The following is a 22,395-nucleotide window of genomic DNA, read 5'->3' on the forward strand; positions in this document are numbered from 1 at the left end:
AATCAAGAGGAATTTACAGAAGCCTTAATTAACTGGAATAATTCCATGAGATAATTTACAAAAGCAATAATTTCCAGGAATTAAATAGGACTTTCGGGACTTTAATTTTAAGTAAAACCTTTATATCACTTAAGATTAATAGAATCTAAGTAAAGTGTTCTTAAAAGACTTGCAAATATATACAAAAATGCTATGATATTGATAATTAAATTGCCCTATGGGCGGATAGGAGCTGAAATAGAATGAGGCAGACTTTTCTTGCACAGTTGGAGGAGCTAAATAATGATGTAATAAAGATGGGAAGTATATTGGAACTGTCAATGAATGAAATGATTGGTGTTATTCATGACAAGGATGTTGAAAAGGCAAAGAAGATTATTGACCGTGATGATGAGATTGATTTGCTGGAACAGCAGATTGAAAAAGAGTGCATCAATATCATTGCGAAGCAGCAGCCGTTGGCATCTGATTTAAGAAAGATAACTTCCATTATGAAGATAATAACGGATATTGAACGTATTGCAGATCAATGTGCCGATATTTCAGAGTATGTAATTAAACTGAATAAATATCCCCAGATGGAAGCACCGAAATCCTTGGAGTCAATGATTGAAGCAATGAAAAAAATGGTTATTAACACCATTGACAGCTTTGTTGAAGGAGATGTGGAAAAAGCAAAGTCTGTTATTGAGGCAGACGATGAAGTAGACGGTGATTTTGAAAAAATTACAGATGAGCTGTCCTTTACCATGCAGAACAAACCTGAGTTAGTACCCCAGTGTATCTGCTATTTGATGATGATTAAATATCTGGAGAGAATGGCGGATCATGCTACCAATATAGCGGAATGGATAACCTATATTGTTACTGGAAATCTAACGGTTGGTTAAAGTTCACGTAAGGGGGGATTTTCATGAAAACAATATTAGCAGTAGACGATGAAGAACATATCTTGGAATTACTGGCTTATAATTTGGAAAGAGATGGTTATAGAGTTCTAAAGGCTGAATCCGGTGAACATGCCCTTGAAATACTGGCCGCCGAAAAAGTTGATATTGTACTGTTGGACTGGATGCTTCCAGGAATAGACGGAATTGAAGTACTGCGTAGAATTCGATCAGATAAGAATTACCGCAGTATTCCTGTTATATTTCTGACTGCAAAAGGGGATGAAATCAGTAAGGTAGTGGGTCTTGAGGTTGGTTCCGATGATTATCTGGTGAAACCTTTTGGAATCCATGAGCTATCTGCTCGTATCAAAGCAGTACTTAGAAGGACAGAAGGAATCACGAAAAACACTGATGAAAAGGATGATAGGGAAGAAAAACTTGTCATTGACCATATGGAAATTAATCGTTCCAGAAGAACTGTAACCCTTGATGGGATTCCAATAGAATTATCCTTTAAGGAATTTGAGCTCTTATATCTTCTTGCGAAAAACAGAGGGATTGTATTTACCAGAGATAACCTCTTAGAAAAGGTCTGGGGATATGATTATATCGGTGAGACCAGGACTGTGGATGTTCACGTAAGCAATTTAAGAAAGAAGATAGAAAAAGATGAAAGTCATCCTATCTACATCAAAACAGTAAGAGGAATAGGTTACAAGTTTGCTTAAAGCAGGGTGTGATTTCAATATGCGTACGCCCATAATATGGAGGTTAATATGCAGAAAAAGCTTTATATTAGTTACCTTGCGACAATTATTCTGGCGCTTGGAATAGCAGGAGTCTTAATCTGGAGTGAGACCTCGGATTATTTATATAAGAATAGTGAAGATCGTTATCTGGTTCAGGCACAGATGGTGGCAGACATTTTTACTATGACTGGCTTTCAATCGGACCAGGATTATGAAACTTTCGTTGATAAATACGGAAATAAATACAATTGCAGAATTACCATTATAGATAAAGATGGTAATGTTATTGCAGATTCTACCACAGACGAAAAATTGGAAAATCATAAATCCAGAGAAGAAGTGAAAAGTGCCTTAAATGGTAAGAGTGCATCTGTAACTAGATATTCCAACACCATGAAGCAGGAATATTCCTATAGTGCAGTGCCTGTAAATACCGCCGATTTTAGTGGTGTCATCCGAATATCTCTGCCATTTTCATCAATAAAAAGCCTTACTGACAAGTTAGAGGGAACACTTGAGCTTACGGTGTTTTTATGTCTGTTGTTAGCTATGGTTGCAGCCGCTGTATTTACAGGATTTTTAACCAAGCCTATAAATGAGGTGGCAAAGGCAGCAGAGAGAATATCCAATGGTGACTATAATATTAAGATATATACAAGAGACAAATCAGTCGTAGGTAAACTTGCGGCTTCCTTCAATACTATGGCAGGAAATTTAAAAACTACAATAGCCAGCCTGACACACAGAAATGCAGAGCTGGAGGCTATGTTAAGCAGTATGGAAGCAGGCGTTGTTGCCATTGATGACAGCAGTGATGTGCTCTTTTTTAATAAATCCTTCGAAAAGATAAATCATGCAAAGAAATCCATAGCAGTAGGGCAGTCTTTATATTCTATTTTTAGAAATGCTGCAATATTTGATGCGGTGGATGAAGTAAAAGAAACGAAAACAAGTGTTATGAAAGAGGGAACCGTATCAGGTCCATCTTTGCGTTATATTAGAGTTACCGGTACCCCCCTGGGGCTGGATGGAGAGAAGTCCTTTGGTGTCCTTTTAATTATTGAGGATATCACCCAGTTAAAGAAACTGGAGAATATGCGAAGAGATTTCGTATCCAATGTCACCCATGAATTAAAGACACCACTAACCTCAATCAGAGGATTTATTGATACCTTAAAAAATGGAGCCATAAAAGAAGAAGCAGTAGCAAACCGCTTCTTAGATATTATTGATATTGAGGCTGAGAGACTCTTTACACTTATTCAAGATATCTTATTGTTACAGGAAATTGAATCCAAAAGAGAGTTTGAAAAGCTTCCCTATGATATCAACGAGTGTGTAAAAGCAGTAATTGAACTGCTTGAGCCAAAATTAAAAGAGAATCTTAAAATAGTCTTTGAGCCCGAACCCTATCTTAAGCCTTTTTATTGTAATCCCGACAGGATGAAGCAGCTTTTTATCAATTTATTGGATAATGCTATAAAATACACGGAAGAAGGCATTATAACCATTAGTTTAAAAGAAGAGGATGGTAATCTGGTGCTTGGGGTAAAAGACACGGGAATTGGCATTGAGAAAGAGTATCTGCCCCGAATTTTTGAACGTTTTTACCGTGTAGACAGAGGCCGCTCCAGAAAGCAGGGCGGAACAGGCCTTGGATTATCGATCGTAAAGCATATCGTAGAGCTTTACGGAGGTAACATCCAGGTTAACAGCACTTTAGGAATGGGAACGGAATTTGTTATTGCCCTTCCTTACGAGTCTGGAAAAAAGAATTAAGCATAGACTTCCTATAAGGATTATACCTATTATAAGTATGAGGCAGTGCATAAAGAAGGTATCCGGGAGCAGATTAATAATCGGATCGGTAGCCGGGTCAAACAGCCAATAATTATTACGGAAAAAGATCTTATGAAAAACAATAAACAGCCGGTCAAAATTAACAGCACAGGCAATCGCTATTAATAGCGGCAGCACCAATACTGTTATGCCCGAGGGGAAAAGATAACTGTAATCTTTTCGTTTTCTCTTGTAGAGGATAGCTATAATCAGGAGCAGGGCAGTTACAGCACAGATATAATAAAAGGAAACAAAGATATGTTTCACTTCCTTAAAATGTTCCAGGGCTGGAGCGGATGAGGGAAGGGTTGGAAACACCAGCTCTCCTTTATAAAAAGGAGAATTATAATCAATCAGAGCATCATAATTTTCCCTGATCACGGAGGCCTCTACACCAGAGGTCTTTTCTATATTAAGGTGTTTTATATCATAATAATAAAGCGGTCTGAAATTCACTGCAAGTATAACCCCTGCTGATATAAAGAATAGGGTAAATAAAAGACCGATACCAAGATCTGTAATTTTTATCTTTTTCATATTCATAATCCTTTCGAAATATTCCTAATAATCCCATGGCAGTATGAAATTACCATAATACTTATTCTAAGTACATATTATAACTTTATACATGAATTTAAGCAAATAGTTTATAATGCTTATTCTATTTTCTGGAAAAATCAACAAAGTATATAGACAAGCCTACCGTCTTTTATGATATAATAAGCGTAATGAGCATATGCAAGCTTGCTTGCAATTTGTGAGTGGAGCAAGCTTACTTTTATCGAAGGCTGTCCGGTCGCTATGAAAAGGAGAGAGTATCTGGTGTCGTAGAGATACAGAGTTTATAAAGGAAAGATAGTTTCTTGCTCCATAAATAGATGGACCGAGAGTCAAAATAATAGCATGGAAAGGGTATGGTGGATAGTATGTTTCAACCGGGAACTGATTGGAATCCCAAGCAGGCACAATTAAAAGAATTACTGGCAAAACCTGAGAGATTTGAAGAGGCAAAAAATCTATGTTTGGAAATGCATTCGATGCTTCACTCCTCTGTAACCCAGGGGTCAGGCAGCACCCTTATGGATGAAGTCTGGGAGGGATTAACGGATAAAGCCTTTGTAACGATGCCTACAGTAAAGGATGTAACAGTTGCCTGGAATATCTGGCATATTACACGAATTGAAGATCTTACGGCAAATATCCTGATAGGCGAGAGAGAACAGGTACTGGATGAGTCTTGGCTTAAACGTCTGGGGGTACAGGTGAAAGATACTGGAAATGCTATGACTGACGATGAAATTCTGGAACTAAGCAAAAATTTAAAAATGGATGAACTAAAAAATTACCGTGATGCTGTAGGAAGCCGAACGAAAGAGCTCATAGATAATCTTACATTACCTGACTTGAAGAGGAAGGTCAGGAAGGAAAGCATCGATAGGATTCTGGAAGAAGGCGGGGTAACCAAACAGGGGGATTCCATCTGGCTCCTTGATTTCTGGGGAAGGAAGAATATCACCGGAATTCTCTTAATGCCGATCACTAGACACCAGGTGGGGCATTTGAATGACAGTCTGAAACTGAAAAAGAAATTACAGAAGTGAATTTAAGGTACTTTATCTTAGTCAATAATAAGCAGATATCATAATATTTATAAGTAACCGGGGCTTGCCATAGGGTTTTAAATATTGTAAACTAAAGATAGATTTTGTATGACTGGCGGAAATGGGAGCTTACCCATAGGGAGTACAAAAATACGATATGCCGACCGCCTGGGCAGCTTTGGTAATAGGAATATTATCAGGTTACCAGGGCGGTTTTTTGCTGTCTGACAGTGGCTTTATATTTATTTAGCGAGTTAAGAAAAGGAGAACGAAGATGAGAGCATTAATCAGCGTATCAGACAAAACAGGGATTGTGGAATTTGCAAAAGAGTTGGAGGCATTAGGCATTCAGATTTTATCTACCGGCGGAACCTATAAAAAGCTGATGGATGAAGGCGTTGCGGCAATGGAAGTGTCAGAAGTAACAGGATTTCCTGAATGCCTGGACGGAAGGGTAAAGACACTGCACCCGGCGATTCATGCAGGACTTCTTGCCATGAGAGGGAAAGAAGAACACATGAAGCAGCTAAAAGACCTTCAGATCGAGCCTATAGATTTTGTTATTGTAAATCTTTATCCTTTTAAAGCAACAATCTTAAAAGAGGATGTTACCAGAGAAGAAGCAGTTGAGAATATTGATATCGGCGGACCTACTATGCTTCGCAGTGCGGCTAAGAATTATCAGGACGTTGCTGTGGTAACAGACCCTGCTGACTATAATAAGGTGCTTAACGAATTAAAGCAAGAGGGAAAGGTCAGCCTTGATACCAAGTTCTATTTAATGCAGAAAGTATTCATGCATACTTCTAATTATGACACGATGATTGCGGATTACCTTAAGAAAGAAAGAAAAGATACCAGCCTTCCTGAGACCTTGACCCTTACCTATGAAAAGGTGCAGGATATGAGATATGGTGAAAATCCACATCAAAGGGCAGCCTTTTACCGTGAAATCGGAAAGAAAAAGGGTTCTATTGTAGATGCCAGACAGCTTAACGGTAAGGAATTATCCTTTAACAACATCAATGATACCAACGGAGCTTTGGAATTATTAAAAGAATTCAGTGAACCTACGGTTGTTGCCTGCAAACATGGAAATCCCTGCGGAGTAGGAAGTGCGGCTACTATTGATGAAGCCTGGGACAAGGCTTATCTGGCAGATAAGGTATCTATCTTTGGGGGTATCGTAGTTGTAAATCGCAAGGTGACAGCATACATGGCAGAAGAGATGAGCAAAATCTTCCTGGAGGTTATTGTAGCTCCCGACTTTGAAGAAGCGGCGCTTGCTATATTAAAAGGTAAGAAAAATGTTAGAGTGCTGCAGTTAGCAGATATCGAAGTGCCTCAGGATGAAAATGCTTATGACTTAAAGAAAGTAAATGGCGGACTTATCGTTCAGACTATAGACAGCAAACTTTTGAATCAAGAAGACATCAAGGTAGTAACGGATAGAAAGCCAACGGAGAAAGAATTGGAAGACATGCTTTTTGCTATGAAAGTTGTTAAGTTTGTGAAGTCCAATGGTATTGCCTTGGCAAAGGATAAGCAGTCTGTAGGAATCGGGCCGGGACAGGTAAATCGTATCTGGGCTGCGAAGCAGAGCATTGAACACAGCAAAGAGTTAATTGGGCAAGAAGCTTCCTGCGGCGCAGTTCTTGCTTCTGATGCCTTCTTCCCTTTTGATGACTGCGTAGAAGCTGCTCATGAAGGTGGTATTACAGCGATTATTCAGCCCGGAGGTTCTGTTCGTGATGAGGACTCCATTAAAAAATGCAATGAATATGGAATCGCAATGGTATTTACCGGAATGAGACACTTTAAACATTAATACCCTGTATTTCTTAAGGTATACGAAACATCATCTTAGGTAATAGATTACGAGGTGCAGAAAGTGGCACCTGATAACTCAAACAATCCAGGCCATATTTATAACTTTTTAAAAGAATAGAAGATACAGTTTGGCAGTTCTGACAGCAAAGAAGAGTATCCTTTGCTGCTGGCACTGCCATTTTTTGACCTTACTATTGGTTAGTAATCTATTAGTAGTTAGTCTGAAGCTGATTGGACTTGCTTTCATCAGTGTATATGAATTATGATATTATTATAACCGAATGAGTATATGAAAACCTGTGTACAAGATGCAAAGAGCGTAAAAGCTAATAGTTGTGTATAAAGTTTTCGAGCTAAGAGGAGAATGTGGATGAAAGGCAGAGGTATAGATAGCGGTAAAGGAATATAGTGCTTAAAATTCTGGCTGCAGTATGTAAGACACGGCTGTTTATTGGCAGGTAATTGGTTAGGATAGCGGGGGGCAAGTGATATGAAGGAACGAATAACGAAAACAATTGCGAATCTAGAAAAAAATAAGATGTCAGGATATTATGTAAAGAACCGGGAGGAACTGCTTCTGCTTTTGTCCAAACTGATTAAAAGAGGTGAAACAGTAGGATGCGGAGATTCTGTTACTTTAGAGGAGACAGGAGTATTTGAGTATCTTCGAAGCGGAGATTATATATTTTATAATAAGCATCAGCAGAACTTGACTTCGGAGGATAAGCGTGCACTCTATTTAAAGAACTTTGAAGCAGATACTTTTATAACCGGTACCAATGCTATAACCGAGGATGGAGAGCTGTTTAATATAGATGGAAACGGAAGCCGTGTTGCTCCAATGATTTATGGCCCCAGGCAAGTAATTGTAGTTGTGGGTACGAACAAGATAACAGAGAATGCGGAGGAAGCCATAGTACGTACCCGGCAGATAGCCGCTCCTCTTGATGCTAAACGGCTGGGAAAGGACACACCTTGTACAAAGTTAGGAAAATGCATTGATTGCAGCCATCAGCAAAGAATATGCAATGACTTTGTGTTGATAACGGGTCAGCTGATAAAGGACAGGATAAAAGTTGTTATAATAGAAGGAAATTTTGGCTTCTGATATAATTACATGTCCTGTATTGGGAAGAAATAAAATAATAGGTATGCTATAATAACATCATGTAACTACAGATAGATTGCTTTAATAAATAGCAGAGCAGTGTACTTCCGCCTGCGAAGAAGGATGATAATACAAAGAGGATTAAATTATGCAAAATGGCAATTTGTATTTTGAATATAGCGAAGATGCAGTAAAGTATCTGAAGAACCGGGATAAAAGGCTGGGAGCTGCCATTGATCTGATAGGTCCGATACAGAGGAGAGTCGATAGGAACTTGTTCTCTTCTATAATACATCATATTATTGGACAGCAGATATCTACTCGTGCGCAGGAGACAATCTGGATGAGGCTCTGTGAAAAACTGGGCAAGGTAGATGCAGAAACGATTGATGGGCTTTCGGAAGCAGAATTGCAAAGCATTGGCATTACCTATAAAAAAGCAGGATATATCAAAGATTTTGCAACAAAAGTAAAGAAGAATGAATTTAAAATAGAAGAACTAAATCAGCTGACAGACAGTGAAATAATCAAAGAACTTTCGGAATTAAAGGGCATTGGTGTTTGGACGGCTGAAATGCTTATGATATTTTCCATGCAGCGCCCGGATGTGGTGAGTTTTGGGGACTTGGCAATCCACCGCGGAATGCGGATGCTATATCATAAGAAAAATATTGACCGTAAGGAATTCGCCAAATATGCCAAACGTTACTCACCCTATGGAACAGTAGCAAGTTTATATCTTTGGGCAATCGCCGGAGGAGCTTTACCCGATATGGCAGATCCCGCAGCAAAGAAAATTGTAGCACATAAGGAAAGCATTAGTGACGAAAAGCAGAGAAAGGTAAAAGAAATAGAGGCAAAGGAAATAAAGTCAAATGCATCAGTTGTTAAGCAATTAAAAGTAAGACAAGCGGACAAGGATAATGTTGAGGTAAAAAAAGCAAATAAATATCAGCAAGATGATATGTGGAGGGCGGTATATGAAAGCGACCCATCCTATGATGGAATTTTCTTTTATGCCGTCAAATCCACCGGAATATATTGCCGCCCCTCCTGCAAATCTAAAGTACCAAAACGGGAGAACATCTGCTATTTTGATACGGCGGAGCAAGCAAAAGAGGCGGGCTTTCGTCCTTGCAAGCGCTGTAGAAGTGACCTTTTTGATTATCAGCCCATGAAGGAAATTGCAGAAAAGGTGAGACTACTGCTGGAGGATTCCTATACAAAGAGGAGTAAAACTAGTCAGGAATTAAAGGAAATTGGTTTATCAAAGCATCGGGTCGGTGAAATATTTAAGAATGAATATGGTATCACATTGTCAGAATATACTGACAGGCTGCGTTTGGAAAAGGCAAAAGACCTCTTGTCTTGTACCGGTGAAGATATAGTTGATATTGCATATTCTGTTGGCTTCGGCGGAATGTCTTCATTTTACCGCTTCTTTAAGAAAGAAACAGGACAATCACCTGCAGCATTCAGAAAGGAGTGCCAATTATGATAAAATATGCTTATTATAATTTTAAATACGGAATTTTAAAAATCGGTTATAAGGAACAATCGGTTGTTTATTTAAAAAGAGCAGACAAGATTGATACGAAAAATGAACCCTCTGCACTTTCTGATAATGCTTATAAACAGGTGTGTGAGTATCTGGAGGGAAGGAGAGTGATATTTGATTTCCCGTATCAGCTGGAAGGTACAGAGTTTCAAAAAAAGGTATGGGATGCGCTTTTGCAGATTCCCTATGGAACAGTTTGCACATACAAACAGGTAGCAGAAGCCATTGGCAGTCCAAGAGGAAGCCGGGCGGTAGGATTAGCAAATAATAAAAATCCTATTAATATTGTTGTGCCTTGCCACCGGGTAATTGGTACAAATGGCCGCCTTGTTGGCTATGCCGGTGGTCTTGCAATGAAAGAAGCGCTGCTTCAACTGGAGAAAAGACCAGTAATTAATTGACAAAGTTAAAATCTCATGCTATTATGGGAGCCATAATAGAACTTATCAGAACTTATTTTCAATTTTCTGATAAAAGCGGTGATTTATCCGCCGTGCATTTGCTTCAGGAATAGCTTTCTGTTCCTATAGTATGTATTTAGAGGAGATAAGCCATGAGCTTTTATATAACAGATAAACTAACACGAAGACTTGGCTCTGTACAATTCAAACCGATGAAACATTGTGCAGAGCTTGACAGGTCCTAAGGAATCCAATCATCGGAAGAAGGAGTAATAGAGCAGGAATTTTCAGATACCTGTTTTTTGCTCTTTTTTCTGCTGGGATTTTTGAGGGAAGGCTATGGACATTGTTTTGTCCATAGCCTTTTGTTATGCAGAGAAAGAAGAAATGCAATCAGCAGAAGGCGGATACAATTAAGGTATCTTTGCTTTCTGCTTTTTTGTTTGAGAAATAAGGCGGTAGGTACCCTAATGATATGACAACAGAGGGATAACGGAAAGGAAGAATATAATTATGAGTTTATTAGAAATAACAGAATTAACCCATTCATACGGAGATAACCGGCTCTATAAAGAGGCAGAGCTGGTATTAAATAAAGGTGAGCATTTAGGGATAGTAGGACAGAATGGTACCGGAAAGAGTACCTTAATAAAAATTTGTACGGAACAAGTTATTCCGGATAGCGGACGTATCCTATGGCAGCCTAAAATCACTGTCGGATACCTGGATCAATATGCCAGTATAGATAAAAGTACGACCATGGGAGATTTTTTGAAAACAGCCTTTAATAAGTTGTATACCATTGAAGAGGCCATGAATGACCTTTACAAAAGAGCTTCAGACGGTGACACACAAGGACTGGAACTTGCAGCAAAGTTTCAGGAACAATTAGAACAAAAAGGGTTCTATTCCATTGATGTATTCATCGAACGGGTAACGGAAGGTCTGGGGTTACTCTCCCTTGGTTTGGAACGCCCTATTGGAGAAATGAGCGGAGGGCAGCGTACAAAAGTTATATTAGCCAAACTATTATTAGAAAAACCAGACGTTCTACTCTTGGATGAGCCGACTAATTTTCTTGACAAAGAGCATGTAACATGGCTTTGCGGTTATCTCACAGGGCTGGAAAATGCTTATATGGTAGTATCTCACGACCATGGCTTCTTAGAAAAAATCACAAATCGTATCTGTGATATCGATAATGAAAAATTAATAAAGTACTATGGTTCCTATTCTGAATTCTTGAAAAAAAAGACCTTTTTACGGGAGGACTATATCAGACAATACACTGCCCAGCAAAGAGAAATAAAAAAGACAGAAGAATTCATAAGAAGAAACATTGCAGGACGCAAATCCAAAATGGCACAAGGCAGGAGGAAGCAGCTTGAGAGAATGGATAAGATGGATGCACTTGCCCAAAAAGAAATAAAACCCGTATTTCATTTTGACAGCTTACCACTGCCGATAACGGAACAATTGTCAGTAAAGCATCTGACAGTAGGATATGACTATCCGTTGCTATCAGACCTTTGCTTTTCCATAAAAGGAGGAGAGAAAGTCGTTATTACAGGATTTAACGGAATCGGCAAAACAACGCTTCTTAAAACCCTATTAGGGCAGATAAAAGCACTGCAGGGAAAGTACTCTTTTTCCGAACAAGTAGTTCCTGGATATTATGAGCAGGATTTTGTATGGAAAGATGGGAATCAGACTCCAATTCAGATTGTAGCAGAAGCCAATCCGTCCTTTTTACAAAAAGACATCAGAAAGCACCTTGCCCGCTGCGGGATATCAAGCGAACACGCAATGCAGCAGATAGGGACCTTAAGCGGCGGCGAACAGGCCAAGGTCAAGATGTGCCTGCTTATGCTTAAACCCTGTAATTTTTTGATAATGGATGAACCCACAAACCATCTGGATGTACAGGCAAAAGAATCACTCATTACAGCCCTGTCAGAATTTTCGGGCACAGTACTGCTGGTGTCTCATGAGGAAGCCTTTTACCAAGATTGGGTAGAAAAGATTATCGATATCGAAAAATTATAAAAAAAGAGAAGTAACTCAACCATCTTATCCTTATTTTATACAACAAAATGAAAGTATAATAAAAATTACAATCTATCTCATTTGATAATCATCTGTAAAATGAAATAAGTTTAAGAACAATGAAACTTAGCAAGAACCCAATATAAAATACAAGACCATAATTTGTAAAACCATAATATGTAAAACCAAAACCGGATTCTAAATATTGGATAAACAGATGAGAGGCGGCTTGTTATGCAGCTATGCATCGAGAGAACCCTTATGACACTTAAGTGGCAGAAAACATAGCAAGGAAAATCAGTGCCATTGTCTGAGCGCAGCGAGTTTGGCACTGAATTGACTGTCTGCTATGTTTCCTGGCGCTTTAGTGGAGTAGGGGTTCTTGAGTCGCATAGCTGCATAACAAGTCGCCTCTCATCGTCCACCCCCAAAAACTAAAACCTTGCCAAAACCTACATATGATATGCCGCAGATTTACCTGTAGTTCCTTAAGACTTACAAGTGGTTAAAATTGACAAAAAGAAACACATTTAGTACAATAATATGGAGAATATTTCTAATCTAATTCTAATTTCTGTGTAATATGGTATTAATAAGAGAGTAGTATGATAGTTTCATACAGGAGGTGTTAAGGTGCTTTTACTATTCCAGGTGTGTTTTTTTGTAGGTATTGCTTTAATAATATTATCCCTTCTGCTGGGAAGTGTTTTTGATATTGCAGGGATTGACGGACTTAATCTGGATTTTGGAGGAAGTTCCCTGGCACTGCCCATAAGTCCTATTGTAGCAGTTCTGTTTTCAACAATTTTTGGCGGAATCGGCTGGGTGCTAATTGAGTATGTTCCGGGTCTGATGTGGTTTATAGACATTATAATTGCAGTGGTAACTGGGTTTATTATCTGCTATTTCATGCAGCATTTTATTGTTACACCTCTTAAAAAGGCGCAAAACACAAGTACACCGGAGGCACATGATCTGATTGGACTCCCGGCATCCGTATCAGAAACGATACCCCAAAATGGGTTTGGAGAGATAAGATACACTATTAATGGGAACAGTTATACCTCACCGGCTAAGACCATTGACGGAGAGGAGTTAAAGGCAGGAGTAAACGTAGCTATCTGCTGGATTGAAGGGTATGTGTATTATGTTACATCAACAGAGAATATCTGATATCAAAGAATAATTCTTGGATATCTGGTATAGATTTGGAAACCACGGCCTACAGGATGTATGGCAATGGAAGTACGTATTAATAGGAGGATTAAGGGAATGTATGAAGGTATTATGATTGCGGGAATTATAGTCGCTGCGGTTGTATTGGTTACCCTGGTAATTACAACAACCTGGAAGAGAGTTCCCCAGGATAAGGCGGTTGTCGTAACCGGTCTTAGAAAAAGAGTTATATCCGGTGGCGGTGGTTTTGTTATACCGTTATTGGAAAGAGCGGATAAGATTTCATTGGAAAATATGAAGATTGAAATCCGCACAGAAGGAGCCAGAACAGAACAGGGTGTTGATATCCGGGCAGACGGTGTTGCTGTCATTAAGGTAAAGAGCGATAAGGATAGCATTCTAAATGCAGTAGAGCAATTTAATACCGGCAGAGAACAGCAGACAATCGAAATTATAAAAGATACCGGCAAGGATGTACTGGAAGGTAAACTTAGAGAAATAATTTCCAAGATGACTGTAGAAGAGATTTATAAGGATAGAGAAAAGTTTGCTTCGCAGGTTCAGGAAGTAGCAGCGATGGGCCTTGCCAGCATGGGGTTAGAATTAAAAGCATTTACGATTCGAGATATTTCAGATAAGAATGGTTATCTGGAGGCCCTTGGTAAACCCCGCATTGCAGAGGTAAAAAAGAATGCAGCTATTGCAGAGGCAGAAGCCCTAAGGGAAACTAAAATTAAGGTAGCAGAAGCAGAGAGATTAGGAGAAGAAGCAAGAATCGTTGCCGAAACTCATGTTGCGGAAGCGAATAAGGAAAAAGAATTAAAGATCCAGGGATACCGTCAAGAGCAGGAAACGGTAAAGGCAAAGGCAGACTCTGCCTATGAAATCCAGAAGAATAAGGTAGATAAAGAAGTTACCGAAACTGCCATGTTGGTAGAGTTAACGAAGAAGGAAAAAGAAGCTGAAATTCAGGATAAAGAAGCTATCAGACGTGAGAAAGAATTGCTTGCTACGGTAAATAAAGAAGCAGATGCTGAGAATTATCGTATCAGCAAGGAAGCAGATGCTAAGAAGTACTCTGAATTAAAGGAAGCAGAAGCCTCCAGTATGGCAATCAAGATTAAAGCAGAGGCAGAAGCAGAAGCTATAAAGATCAAAGGTGAAGCAGAAGCCGCCGCCATCCTTGCAAAAGGTGCTGCAGAAGCAGAAACAATGGTAAAGAAGGCAGGAGCTTATAAGCAGTATAACGATGCTGCTATTACTCAGATGATTATTGAGAAATTACCGGAGATAGCAGCTTCCATAGCAGAACCTCTTACCAAGACCGAGAAGATTGTAATTATTGATAATGGCAGTAACGGAGAAGGTTCAGGTGCCGCTAAAGTGTCCGGATATGTGACGGATATCATTACACAACTGCCGGAAGCCATTGAAGCAGTAACCGGTATCAACTTTATGGATAATATTAAGAAGAGCTTATCAAAAGAAGAAAACAAGGAAGAAAAAAAGGATAATAAGGAAGAAAGTGAAGAGGTAACAGCTGACTATAAAGAGGTATAAGAATAATACAGTTAATGCTGTTATACATTAGGAAGAAGACATACAAAAATGCACCTTAGGATCATGGATTAGTTCCAAACTTAAGGTGCATTTATTACATTATTGTTTTAAGTTTTAAGATTACTGTGCGGATTCTGTAGGGGTTACCTCTGCTTTTTCTAATACGGTAACTTTACAGTAATCATATTTACCATTTCCGATAGCAGCAAAGATGTAGGTTACACCTGCGGCTTTTGCCGATACTCGTCCGCCTACGCTAACAGATGCGATGGAGGAATCATTACTCCAAAATCTGGCCTCTTCTACGGTGTTGTTCGGTTTCAAAATAGCTGTTAAGGAAGTTTTATCTCCTATTACAAGAGTTATTTCAGATTTTGTGAGCTTTACACTTAATGCAGGAGGGCCAACGGTAACTTCACAGTCCAGGGAGGCAGCTGTTTTTGTGCCATCCTTTACAGTTACAGTTACAATAGTTGTTCCAAAGCCAGCTGCGGTAATAAGACCGGAATCATCCACCGTGGCAATTGAGGAATCGCCTGATTTGTAGGATACTTTCTGGCTTTCTGTAACATTATAAAGCTTTAAATTGAAAGTAGAATCTTTTACAAGGGACTTACTCTTAACATTTAATTTAATGCTGTTTTGGTCATCGTCAACGGTTGAGGCACTGGCAACTGCATTACTACCGAATACGGGTGGCAATAGCACAGTTAAAAATAAAAACATGCCAAATGCCAAAAGGCACTTCTTCCATAAATTCGTTTTCATGGCAATATCCTCCTAAGGACAGGCCTTGGTATAGGAAGTAAAGGTGGCTTTCTATAACCTGATAACAAATCGACCTGTTTTCAAAATATCTATGAAATTCGGAGAACTACATAGAAAGATATAAGTGTACTTTATTATGTACAAAAATAAAATAAACTATTAATTTGTCAGAATCATGGCAAAATATTAATTTTTTCTTACGGACATTACGTTTTTTTATAGACTGACTTTTCCACTTGTTTTTAAGAAGGAACCCAGATATAATAAAATGCATATGGAGCGAATTACGAAGACAAAAGCTTAGAGGATATTGGAGGAAAAGAAATGCAGTATATACTAATCGCCGATGATAATCAGGATATAACGGATGTCTTGTCAGCGTATTCCAAAAAAGAAGGATTGGAACCGGTCATTGCAAATGATGGGGAAGAAGCCTTCCGTTTATTCGAAAAATTCAGCCCTTCAGCGGTGCTTTTAGATGTTATGATGCCGAAAGAAGATGGTTATGAAGTATGCCGAAAGATAAGGGCAATATCCAATGTACCTGTTTTGCTGATAACGGCCAGAGGCGAAGATTTTGAAAAAATAATGGGACTTGATATTGGTGCCGATGATTATATAGTAAAACCTTTTAGTCCGAGTGAAGTTATGGCAAGAGTAAGAGCGGTGCTCCGAAGAATGACCAAAACGGAGAAGGAAGTGAAGGCAGGGAATATCATAACCGTATGCGGTATGACAATTAATCTGGATGAATATACCCTACATATAAATGGAAACAAGATGTCACTTACGAAAAAAGAAATAGAAACGATGTGGACCTTGGCAAAAAACCCTAACAAAGTTTTTACCAGGGACAATTTGCTGGACAGTCTGTGGGGATTTGATTATTTTGGAGACAGCCGGACTGTTGATTCCCATATAAAGCGTCTTAGGGCAAAATTGGACGCAATAGAACATCCCGACTGGAATATAAAAACTATTTGGGGAGTGGGCTATAAATTCGAAATAGAAGAGTAATAATGATTAAGAAAAGTTTTACGGGGTAATGAAAATACAATTTATATAATTATATTTTCATACCCCTTTCGTAAATGTTTAATACGAAAGGAGTAAAAGTATAAATGGATAAGAAACTGCAGGGCAAGCCTTTTAACAGGCTTTTTTTTAAGGTCTATATTAATTATGCCCTTGTACTTACTCTTTTTGCCATACTGGTTGGACTTATTTTCATGAATCTGTATGAAAGTGCCACTATGGAAAATTACCGGGAGAAAATGTTAAAACAAGCAATTGTGGTCGTGAAGAATCTTTCTAAAGCCATTACCAATAAGGAAATCGTCAGCTATCTGGACTATCAGAACAATGTCCAGGAGATGGATGATGAAACAGATATCTGGACAATATCGAATCCGGGTGCCAAAAATCCTATGGATAAACAATTTGAGAATTTTTCCCTGGAAGATGTCACTCTGCCAAAGGACTTTGTAACAGTAGTTGAAAAGGCCTTTCAAGGAAAGCATACTAATAAAAGCGGTTATTATGAAGAACTTGGAGGAAAAAATGCGATTCAGGGATATCCGGTAATTATAAACGGAGAAGTAGTCGGAGCCGTGCTTATTTCTACAGAGATTAAGAATCAGGAAGAAATCATCAACAGCAGTACCCACCTGATTTTTTTCAGTGTTGGAATTGCCCTTTCCATTTCCTTTATTATAGCCATACTATTTGCAAGAGGTATCACAAAGCCTATTACCTCTATGAGATCCGCAGCTTTGTTACTGGCTGACGGAAAGTATGAAACCAAATTGGATTTAAAGCGTAAAGATGAGATAGGGGACTTGGCTACCACCATTGATATTCTGGCAGACCGCTTAAAAGAGAACGAAGAAGAAAGGCAAAACAGAGATCAGATGAGAACTGATTTCTTTGCCAATGTTTCCCATGAGCTTAGAACGCCGATTACCGTTGTCAGGGCATATACCGAGATGTTAGTGGATGGAATTGTTACGGATGAAGAGAAAGTTATGCAGTATCATGCAAAGATCCTGGCAGAATGTAAAGGGATGGAACGACTGGTTGGCGACCTGCTTCTTTTATCAAAAATGCAAAACCCGGATTTTGAAGTGGAAAAGGAACCGGTCAATGTTGTGCAGATTTTTGATGACCTGATTCGAAGTTTTCATCCACGGTGCCAGGACAGACAGATAGAAATGATATTCACCAAAGAATATCCGGTGTGTATTATGATGGGAGATTATGACCGTTTAAAACAAATGTTTTTAATAATCTTGGACAATGCCGTAAAATTTTCAATGAATGATTCTAAGATACACATAAATATAGTCAAAACGGATAAACTATTAATATCGGTTCGTGATGAAGGTGTTGGAATTGCAGAGGATGAACTGCCTTATATTTTTGATAAGTTTTATCGTTCAAAATTAAAGCAAAACGAACAGGGATCAGGTCTTGGTCTGGCCATTGCAAAACAGATTTCCTTAAAACACGATGGTGAAATAATGGTAAAAAGTGAAAAAGGAAAGGGTACAGAATTTGTTTTTACCTTTCAAAGCCTGGAAAATTATGTAGAAGAGTTGGACATTTCGTAATATTATCGCAAATGAACCTTGAAATTAATAAAAGTCTGGGTTATAATAATGACATAAAAGATATTTCCTGGGATGTGCGACACTCCTGTTATTTTGAACCTACAACATTTATAAGGGATTCCTAATTTGTAAGATTATGTCAGGCCACCGTTTGCAGTGGAAGACAGAGGCTTGCATGCGGAAACCCACCTAGCTTTTGCTAGGAGTCAAAATACAGGAAACGGCGTTTCGGGGTATTGACAAAAGATAAAGAGGCAGCTTTAGCTGCCTTTTTTTGTTTACATAATAACTCTCTTCTGATAGAATAAAGGATAGATAAAGTTTATAATCATATATAAAGGCGATTTTAGATATAGAAAGAGCTTTGCAGTTTACTTGTGAAATCTATAAATTAGAATATGAAATGTGAAAGAAATTTTAAATGAGAAGTGTGCCTATCGTTTCTTTCACTTGATTTTAGATGGGAGTAAAAGATGAGAGACGGATTTATTAAAGTAGCAGCAGCCACCCCAACTATTAAAGTGGCAGACTGTGAATATAATGGCAGGCAGATAAGAAGCCTTATTGAAGAGGCTCAAAGTCAGGCAGTTAAAGTCTTGGTACTGCCGGAGCTGTGCCTTAGCGGGTATACCTGCGGAGAACTTTTTTTACAGGATAGTCTGTTAAACTCTGCGATGGTTGAACTAAAACAGATTGTAGATTTTACAAAAGGCAGAAAGATATTTGTAACTCTTGGACTTCCTATACTAAGAAATGCGAAGTTATACAATGTGGCAGCAGCCATCTATAACGGAAAGTTACTTGGCTTTGTTCCCAAAAAAAATCTACCGGGGTATTCTGAATTTTATGAAGTCAGACATTTTAATGCCGGAGAGGAAGAGGTATCAGAAGTCACATTTTTTGGGGAGAAAATTCCTTTTGGAATGAATATATTATTCTGCTGTGAGGATTTTGGGCAGCTTATGATAGGAATTGAGATCTGTGAAGACCTTTGGGTACCTTTATCTCCAAGCGTGAGCCATACTTTGGCAGGAGCTACTCTTATTCTGAATCCATCAGCCAGTGATGAGACAACAGGCAAGGATATCTACCGCAGAGAGCTTATCCGTATGCAGTCAGCGAAACTGGTATGCGGATATATATATGCTGCTTCAGGGGAGGGAGAATCCAGTACGGACTTAGTCTTTGGAGCCCATAATTTAATTGCGGAAAATGGTATTTTATTAAAAGAGTCTCCCCGTTTTATTAATGAAATGACAATAACAGAGCTGGATATGGGTAAGCTGGCCAGTGAACGCAGAAGAATGACCACCTACCATGTGGCAGAGCGGAAGGATTACCTGTATGTGAGTTTCGCTTTTGGTGAAGATATTTTATCAGAAGAAACAGAGCTTACAAGATTTATTGACAAAGCGCCTTTTGTTCCAGGTAAAAAAGAGGAAAGAGAGAAACGCTGCGAAGAAATTATCAATATCCAGGCTTATGGATTAAAGAAACGACTGGAACACACCGGGCTTAAGACGGCAGTACTTGCTATATCGGGAGGCTTGGATTCTACGCTGGCACTGTTAGTAGTCTGCAAAGCTTTTGACCTGTTAAGACTTGACAGAAAAGGTATTATAGCAGTAACCATGCCTTGCTTTGGAACGACTGACAGAACCTATAATAATGCTGTAACCTTGGCAAGAGAGCTGTCCGTTAGCTTTTTGGAAATTCCGATAAAGGATGCGGTAAATCTTCATTTTAAAGATATAGGGCATGATCCGCTGGTACATGATGTTATCTATGAGAATGTGCAGGCAAGAGAGCGGACGCAGGTAATTATGGATTTATCCAATAAATACAATGGTCTTGTTATCGGAACCGGTGATATGTCCGAACTGGCTCTTGGATGGGCAACCTATAATGGAGATCATATGTCCATGTACGGTGTTAATGCCTCTGTTCCAAAGACTCTGGTGAGATATCTGGTAGGTTATTTTGCAATGATTACAGATAATGCTGCTCTAAGGGAAGTACTGACGGATATTTTAGATACACCTGTAAGTCCGGAACTTCTTCCGCCGAAGGATGGAGTGATAGCCCAGAAGACGGAAGAACTGGTTGGTCCTTATGAGCTCCATGACTTTTTCTTATATCATGTATTACGGTATGGATATACTCCCGGTAAGATTTTCAGACTTGCCAGAATAGCTTTTCTGGAAGATTATAGTGCAGATGTTATATTAAAATGGCTTAAGAACTTTTACCGCCGATTCTTCAGTCAGCAGTTTAAGCGTTCCTGTCTCCCTGATGGGCCTAAGGTTGGTTCAGTTGCAGTTTCTCCCAGAGGAGATTTAAGGATGCCTAGTGATGCAAGTGCGGCCCAATGGATGAAAGAGCTGGAGCTTTTATAAATATAGCTTTTGCAGTAAATATCTTATTGAATACTTATAATTTTAAGTAGCTTAATCAAAATAGCTGGAAAAATAACAAAAGAAGGATAGTTGCAGCTGCTAAAATCTCCAGCTTAACTTTAGCAGTGGCGCTTTTACAAGCGTAAAGCAAAGAGTATCGTAATGGCATTAAAAATAATCACGGATTCTGCTTCGGATGTACCACGTTCACTGATAGAAAAATATGACCTTCATGTAATACCTACGCCTGTTGTAATAGAAGAAAAGGATTACTTTGACGGAGAGACTATATTTCCGGAAGAGTTTTATAATATCTTAAGAAGCGGGACTGACGTTAAGACATATCACATTAATTCTTTTATGTTCCATAAACATTTTGAACCCTATGCGAAAAAGGGAGATCAGGTCATATATCTGTGCTTTTCAACTGGGATTGCCGGAACCTTTAACGCGGCAAATCTTGCGAAGCAGGAATTGTTAGAGGAATATCCGGATTTTGATTTGACTATCATTGATACCAAATGTGCCTCCTTGGGGTTTGGTCTTGCAACGGAAAAAGCATTAAAGCTTGCGGCAAATAATGTAGATAAGAAAACCTTAGTGGAGGCTATTAATTTTTATTGCAGTAACATGGAACATATCTTTACTGTAGAAACACTGGAATACTTATATAAAGGCGGCAGACTCTCCAGAACCTCTGCCATAGCCGGGGGCTTACTGGACATCAAGCCTATCATAGAAATTACGGATGCCGGAGCACTGCAGGCCATAGAGAAAGTAAGGGGCAGAGGAAAATCCCTAAAACGAATTGTAGAAATTGTGGGAGAACGGGGAAAAGATTTAAAAGAACAGACGATCGGATTGGTACATGGAGACGATAAGAAAACCATTGAGGAAGTAAAGGAAATGCTGAGAGAAAAATACGGCTGCCAAAACTTTCTTGAGAGCTATATAGGATGCGCTATCGGCGCACATACCGGCCCAGGCGTTATCGGTGTAATATTCCTAAGTGAAGAATCACCTTACAAAGAATTAGAAAAAATTCATTAAACTTTATACAAAGCAGAAAGAACGAGTGCGCCTTGGAATCTGGCATGAGTCTTTCTGTTTTGTGTTAATTGCCTCTCATAGAGATAGACTGTACTTCTTGACCCTCATATCATATTCAATAAGGTTTCAGAAGAATTAATAAGTATAAGCATTAATAAAGGACATATTCCATGCCGAATTCTGACCCGGCTGTAATATGTCCCTCTGTGTTATTATTGTACATTACTTGACGGCTCCGCCTTTGCAAGGGTGGACTTGATTGCGTTTACTAAATAATTCTCCGTATATTTACTGTCATTTGAGATCTCGACATCTTTAATATCCGTACCATTGTATAATTGGTCAGCTATTTTTTCAAGGGTGGGTTCAACTAAAGGAAACATAGTGGTAATTGCATCATCAATATTTACAATACGAACGCTATTGATGTGGTCTCTATCTACTATAACTTCAAGATTAAGGGAAGTATCGTTTAGAACGAAGGTTGAGGTATATACTCCCGGTATGTATCTGGCATCCGTTGTTGAATCGGATTTATCGTTGTTTTTGCTTACGAACATAATAACTAATAAGATTATTAATAGTATCCCCAGGCCCGCAAACAGAACTGTATATATGATTTCCTTTAAGTGAAGAACAACTATTTTGGTATTTGCCATGACGCTGCACCATGCCTTTCCTGGTTAATATTTCGCATATTTGACTTAAGAGCCTCCGTAAATCCTTTATATATCTTATTAAATGCAGTAATAAATTATGATTATATTTTGATGGAATAACATGATATAATGAAAGCGCAGAGAGGAACTTGGAG

The 22,395-nt window shown here is 38.8% G+C and carries 19 protein-coding genes, 1 other RNA gene and 1 riboswitch; of the genes, 17 read left to right on the forward strand and 3 right to left on the reverse strand.

Annotated elements, in window-relative coordinates:
* Window positions 1–242 precede the first annotated feature (242 nt).
* From phoU to bsdcttw_RS03660, 3 genes are read left to right on the forward strand one after another with little or no spacing between them, the layout of a single operon-like run.
* Complete coding sequence (phoU, locus tag bsdcttw_RS03650; protein WP_185258060.1) at window positions 243–890, forward strand: phosphate signaling complex protein PhoU; 648 nt, start codon at window positions 243–245, stop codon at window positions 888–890.
* 23 nt (window positions 891–913) lie between these two features.
* Complete coding sequence (locus tag bsdcttw_RS03655) at window positions 914–1,618, forward strand: response regulator transcription factor (protein ID WP_185258061.1); 705 nt, start codon at window positions 914–916, stop codon at window positions 1,616–1,618.
* Window positions 1,619–1,666: 48 nt separating this feature from the next.
* The gene (locus bsdcttw_RS03660) at window positions 1,667–3,418 is read left to right on the forward strand and encodes an ATP-binding protein (RefSeq protein ID WP_185258062.1); all 1,752 of its coding nucleotides are present in this window, start codon (window positions 1,667–1,669) and stop codon (window positions 3,416–3,418) included.
* Here the strand turns inward: bsdcttw_RS03660 and bsdcttw_RS03665 are convergent.
* Complete coding sequence (locus bsdcttw_RS03665; protein WP_185258063.1) at window positions 3,359–4,015, reverse strand: TIGR01906 family membrane protein; 657 nt, start codon at window positions 4,013–4,015, stop codon at window positions 3,359–3,361. The genes bsdcttw_RS03660 and bsdcttw_RS03665 overlap by 60 nt on opposite strands.
* 389 nt (window positions 4,016–4,404) lie before the next feature.
* Between bsdcttw_RS03665 and bsdcttw_RS03670 the strand changes: the two genes are divergently transcribed.
* From bsdcttw_RS03670 to bsdcttw_RS03715, 9 genes are all read left to right on the forward strand, one after another.
* Window positions 4,405–5,079, forward strand: a complete 675-nt coding sequence (locus tag bsdcttw_RS03670) for a DinB family protein (RefSeq protein ID WP_185258064.1) — start codon at window positions 4,405–4,407, stop codon at window positions 5,077–5,079.
* A gap of 98 nt (window positions 5,080–5,177) precedes the next feature.
* Window positions 5,178–5,260: riboswitch (ZMP/ZTP riboswitch) on the forward strand.
* 93 nt (window positions 5,261–5,353) lie between these two features.
* Window positions 5,354–6,907 (forward strand): bifunctional phosphoribosylaminoimidazolecarboxamide formyltransferase/IMP cyclohydrolase, encoded by a 1,554-nt coding sequence (gene purH / locus bsdcttw_RS03675; protein ID WP_185258065.1) that lies wholly within the window; start codon window positions 5,354–5,356, stop codon window positions 6,905–6,907.
* A 130-nt stretch (window positions 6,908–7,037) separates the two neighbouring features.
* On the forward strand, window positions 7,038–7,175 hold the full coding sequence (locus bsdcttw_RS03680; protein ID WP_185258066.1) for a hypothetical protein: 138 nt from the start codon (window positions 7,038–7,040) through the stop codon (window positions 7,173–7,175).
* A 224-nt stretch (window positions 7,176–7,399) separates the two neighbouring features.
* Entirely contained in the window at window positions 7,400–8,017 is a 618-nt protein-coding gene (locus bsdcttw_RS03685) for a lactate utilization protein (RefSeq protein ID WP_185258067.1), read from the forward strand.
* 148 nt (window positions 8,018–8,165) lie between these two features.
* Window positions 8,166–9,515, forward strand: a complete 1,350-nt coding sequence (locus tag bsdcttw_RS25290; protein WP_330602362.1) for an Ada metal-binding domain-containing protein — start codon at window positions 8,166–8,168, stop codon at window positions 9,513–9,515.
* Window positions 9,512–9,976, forward strand: a complete 465-nt coding sequence (locus bsdcttw_RS03700; protein WP_185258068.1) for a methylated-DNA--[protein]-cysteine S-methyltransferase — start codon at window positions 9,512–9,514, stop codon at window positions 9,974–9,976. Before bsdcttw_RS25290 ends, bsdcttw_RS03700 begins: the two co-directional genes overlap by 4 nt.
* Window positions 9,977–10,489: 513 nt before the next feature.
* Window positions 10,490–12,022 (forward strand): ABC-F family ATP-binding cassette domain-containing protein, encoded by a 1,533-nt coding sequence (locus bsdcttw_RS03705; protein ID WP_185258069.1) that lies wholly within the window; start codon window positions 10,490–10,492, stop codon window positions 12,020–12,022.
* 633 nt (window positions 12,023–12,655) lie between these two features.
* The gene (locus bsdcttw_RS03710) at window positions 12,656–13,195 is read left to right on the forward strand and encodes a hypothetical protein (protein ID WP_185258070.1); all 540 of its coding nucleotides are present in this window, start codon (window positions 12,656–12,658) and stop codon (window positions 13,193–13,195) included.
* Between the two features lie 99 nt (window positions 13,196–13,294).
* On the forward strand, window positions 13,295–14,758 hold the full coding sequence (locus bsdcttw_RS03715; RefSeq protein WP_185258071.1) for a flotillin family protein: 1,464 nt from the start codon (window positions 13,295–13,297) through the stop codon (window positions 14,756–14,758).
* Window positions 14,759–14,878: 120 nt separating this feature from the next.
* On the opposite strand, the gene bsdcttw_RS03720 is transcribed toward bsdcttw_RS03715, so the two are convergent.
* The gene (locus bsdcttw_RS03720; RefSeq protein ID WP_185258072.1) at window positions 14,879–15,526 is read right to left on the reverse strand and encodes an Ig-like domain-containing protein; all 648 of its coding nucleotides are present in this window, start codon (window positions 15,524–15,526) and stop codon (window positions 14,879–14,881) included.
* Between the two features lie 324 nt (window positions 15,527–15,850).
* On the opposite strand from bsdcttw_RS03720, the gene bsdcttw_RS03725 reads away from it, so the two are divergent.
* From bsdcttw_RS03725 to bsdcttw_RS03745, 5 genes are all read left to right on the forward strand, one after another.
* On the forward strand, window positions 15,851–16,543 hold the full coding sequence (locus bsdcttw_RS03725) for a response regulator transcription factor (RefSeq protein ID WP_185258073.1): 693 nt from the start codon (window positions 15,851–15,853) through the stop codon (window positions 16,541–16,543).
* 104 nt (window positions 16,544–16,647) lie between these two features.
* Window positions 16,648–18,135 (forward strand): sensor histidine kinase, encoded by a 1,488-nt coding sequence (locus bsdcttw_RS03730; protein WP_185258074.1) that lies wholly within the window; start codon window positions 16,648–16,650, stop codon window positions 18,133–18,135.
* Between the two features lie 61 nt (window positions 18,136–18,196).
* Window positions 18,197–18,374, forward strand: a non-coding RNA gene (gene ssrS / locus bsdcttw_RS03735) — 6S RNA.
* A gap of 234 nt (window positions 18,375–18,608) precedes the next feature.
* Entirely contained in the window at window positions 18,609–20,531 is a 1,923-nt protein-coding gene (locus bsdcttw_RS03740) for an NAD(+) synthase (protein WP_185258075.1), read from the forward strand.
* Window positions 20,532–20,693: 162 nt separating this feature from the next.
* Window positions 20,694–21,581: a DegV family protein gene (locus tag bsdcttw_RS03745; protein ID WP_185258076.1), complete on the forward strand. Its 888-nt coding sequence runs from the start codon at window positions 20,694–20,696 to the stop codon at window positions 21,579–21,581.
* 212 nt (window positions 21,582–21,793) lie between these two features.
* Here bsdcttw_RS03745 and bsdcttw_RS03750 read toward each other — a convergent pair whose 3' ends face one another.
* Complete coding sequence (locus bsdcttw_RS03750) at window positions 21,794–22,240, reverse strand: hypothetical protein (RefSeq protein ID WP_185258077.1); 447 nt, start codon at window positions 22,238–22,240, stop codon at window positions 21,794–21,796.
* Window positions 22,241–22,395: the final 155 nt, after the last annotated feature.

It is taken from the genome of Anaerocolumna chitinilytica, from assembly GCF_014218355.1.
In the GTDB taxonomy this organism is placed as follows: Bacteria; Bacillota; Clostridia; order Lachnospirales; family Lachnospiraceae; genus Anaerocolumna; species Anaerocolumna chitinilytica.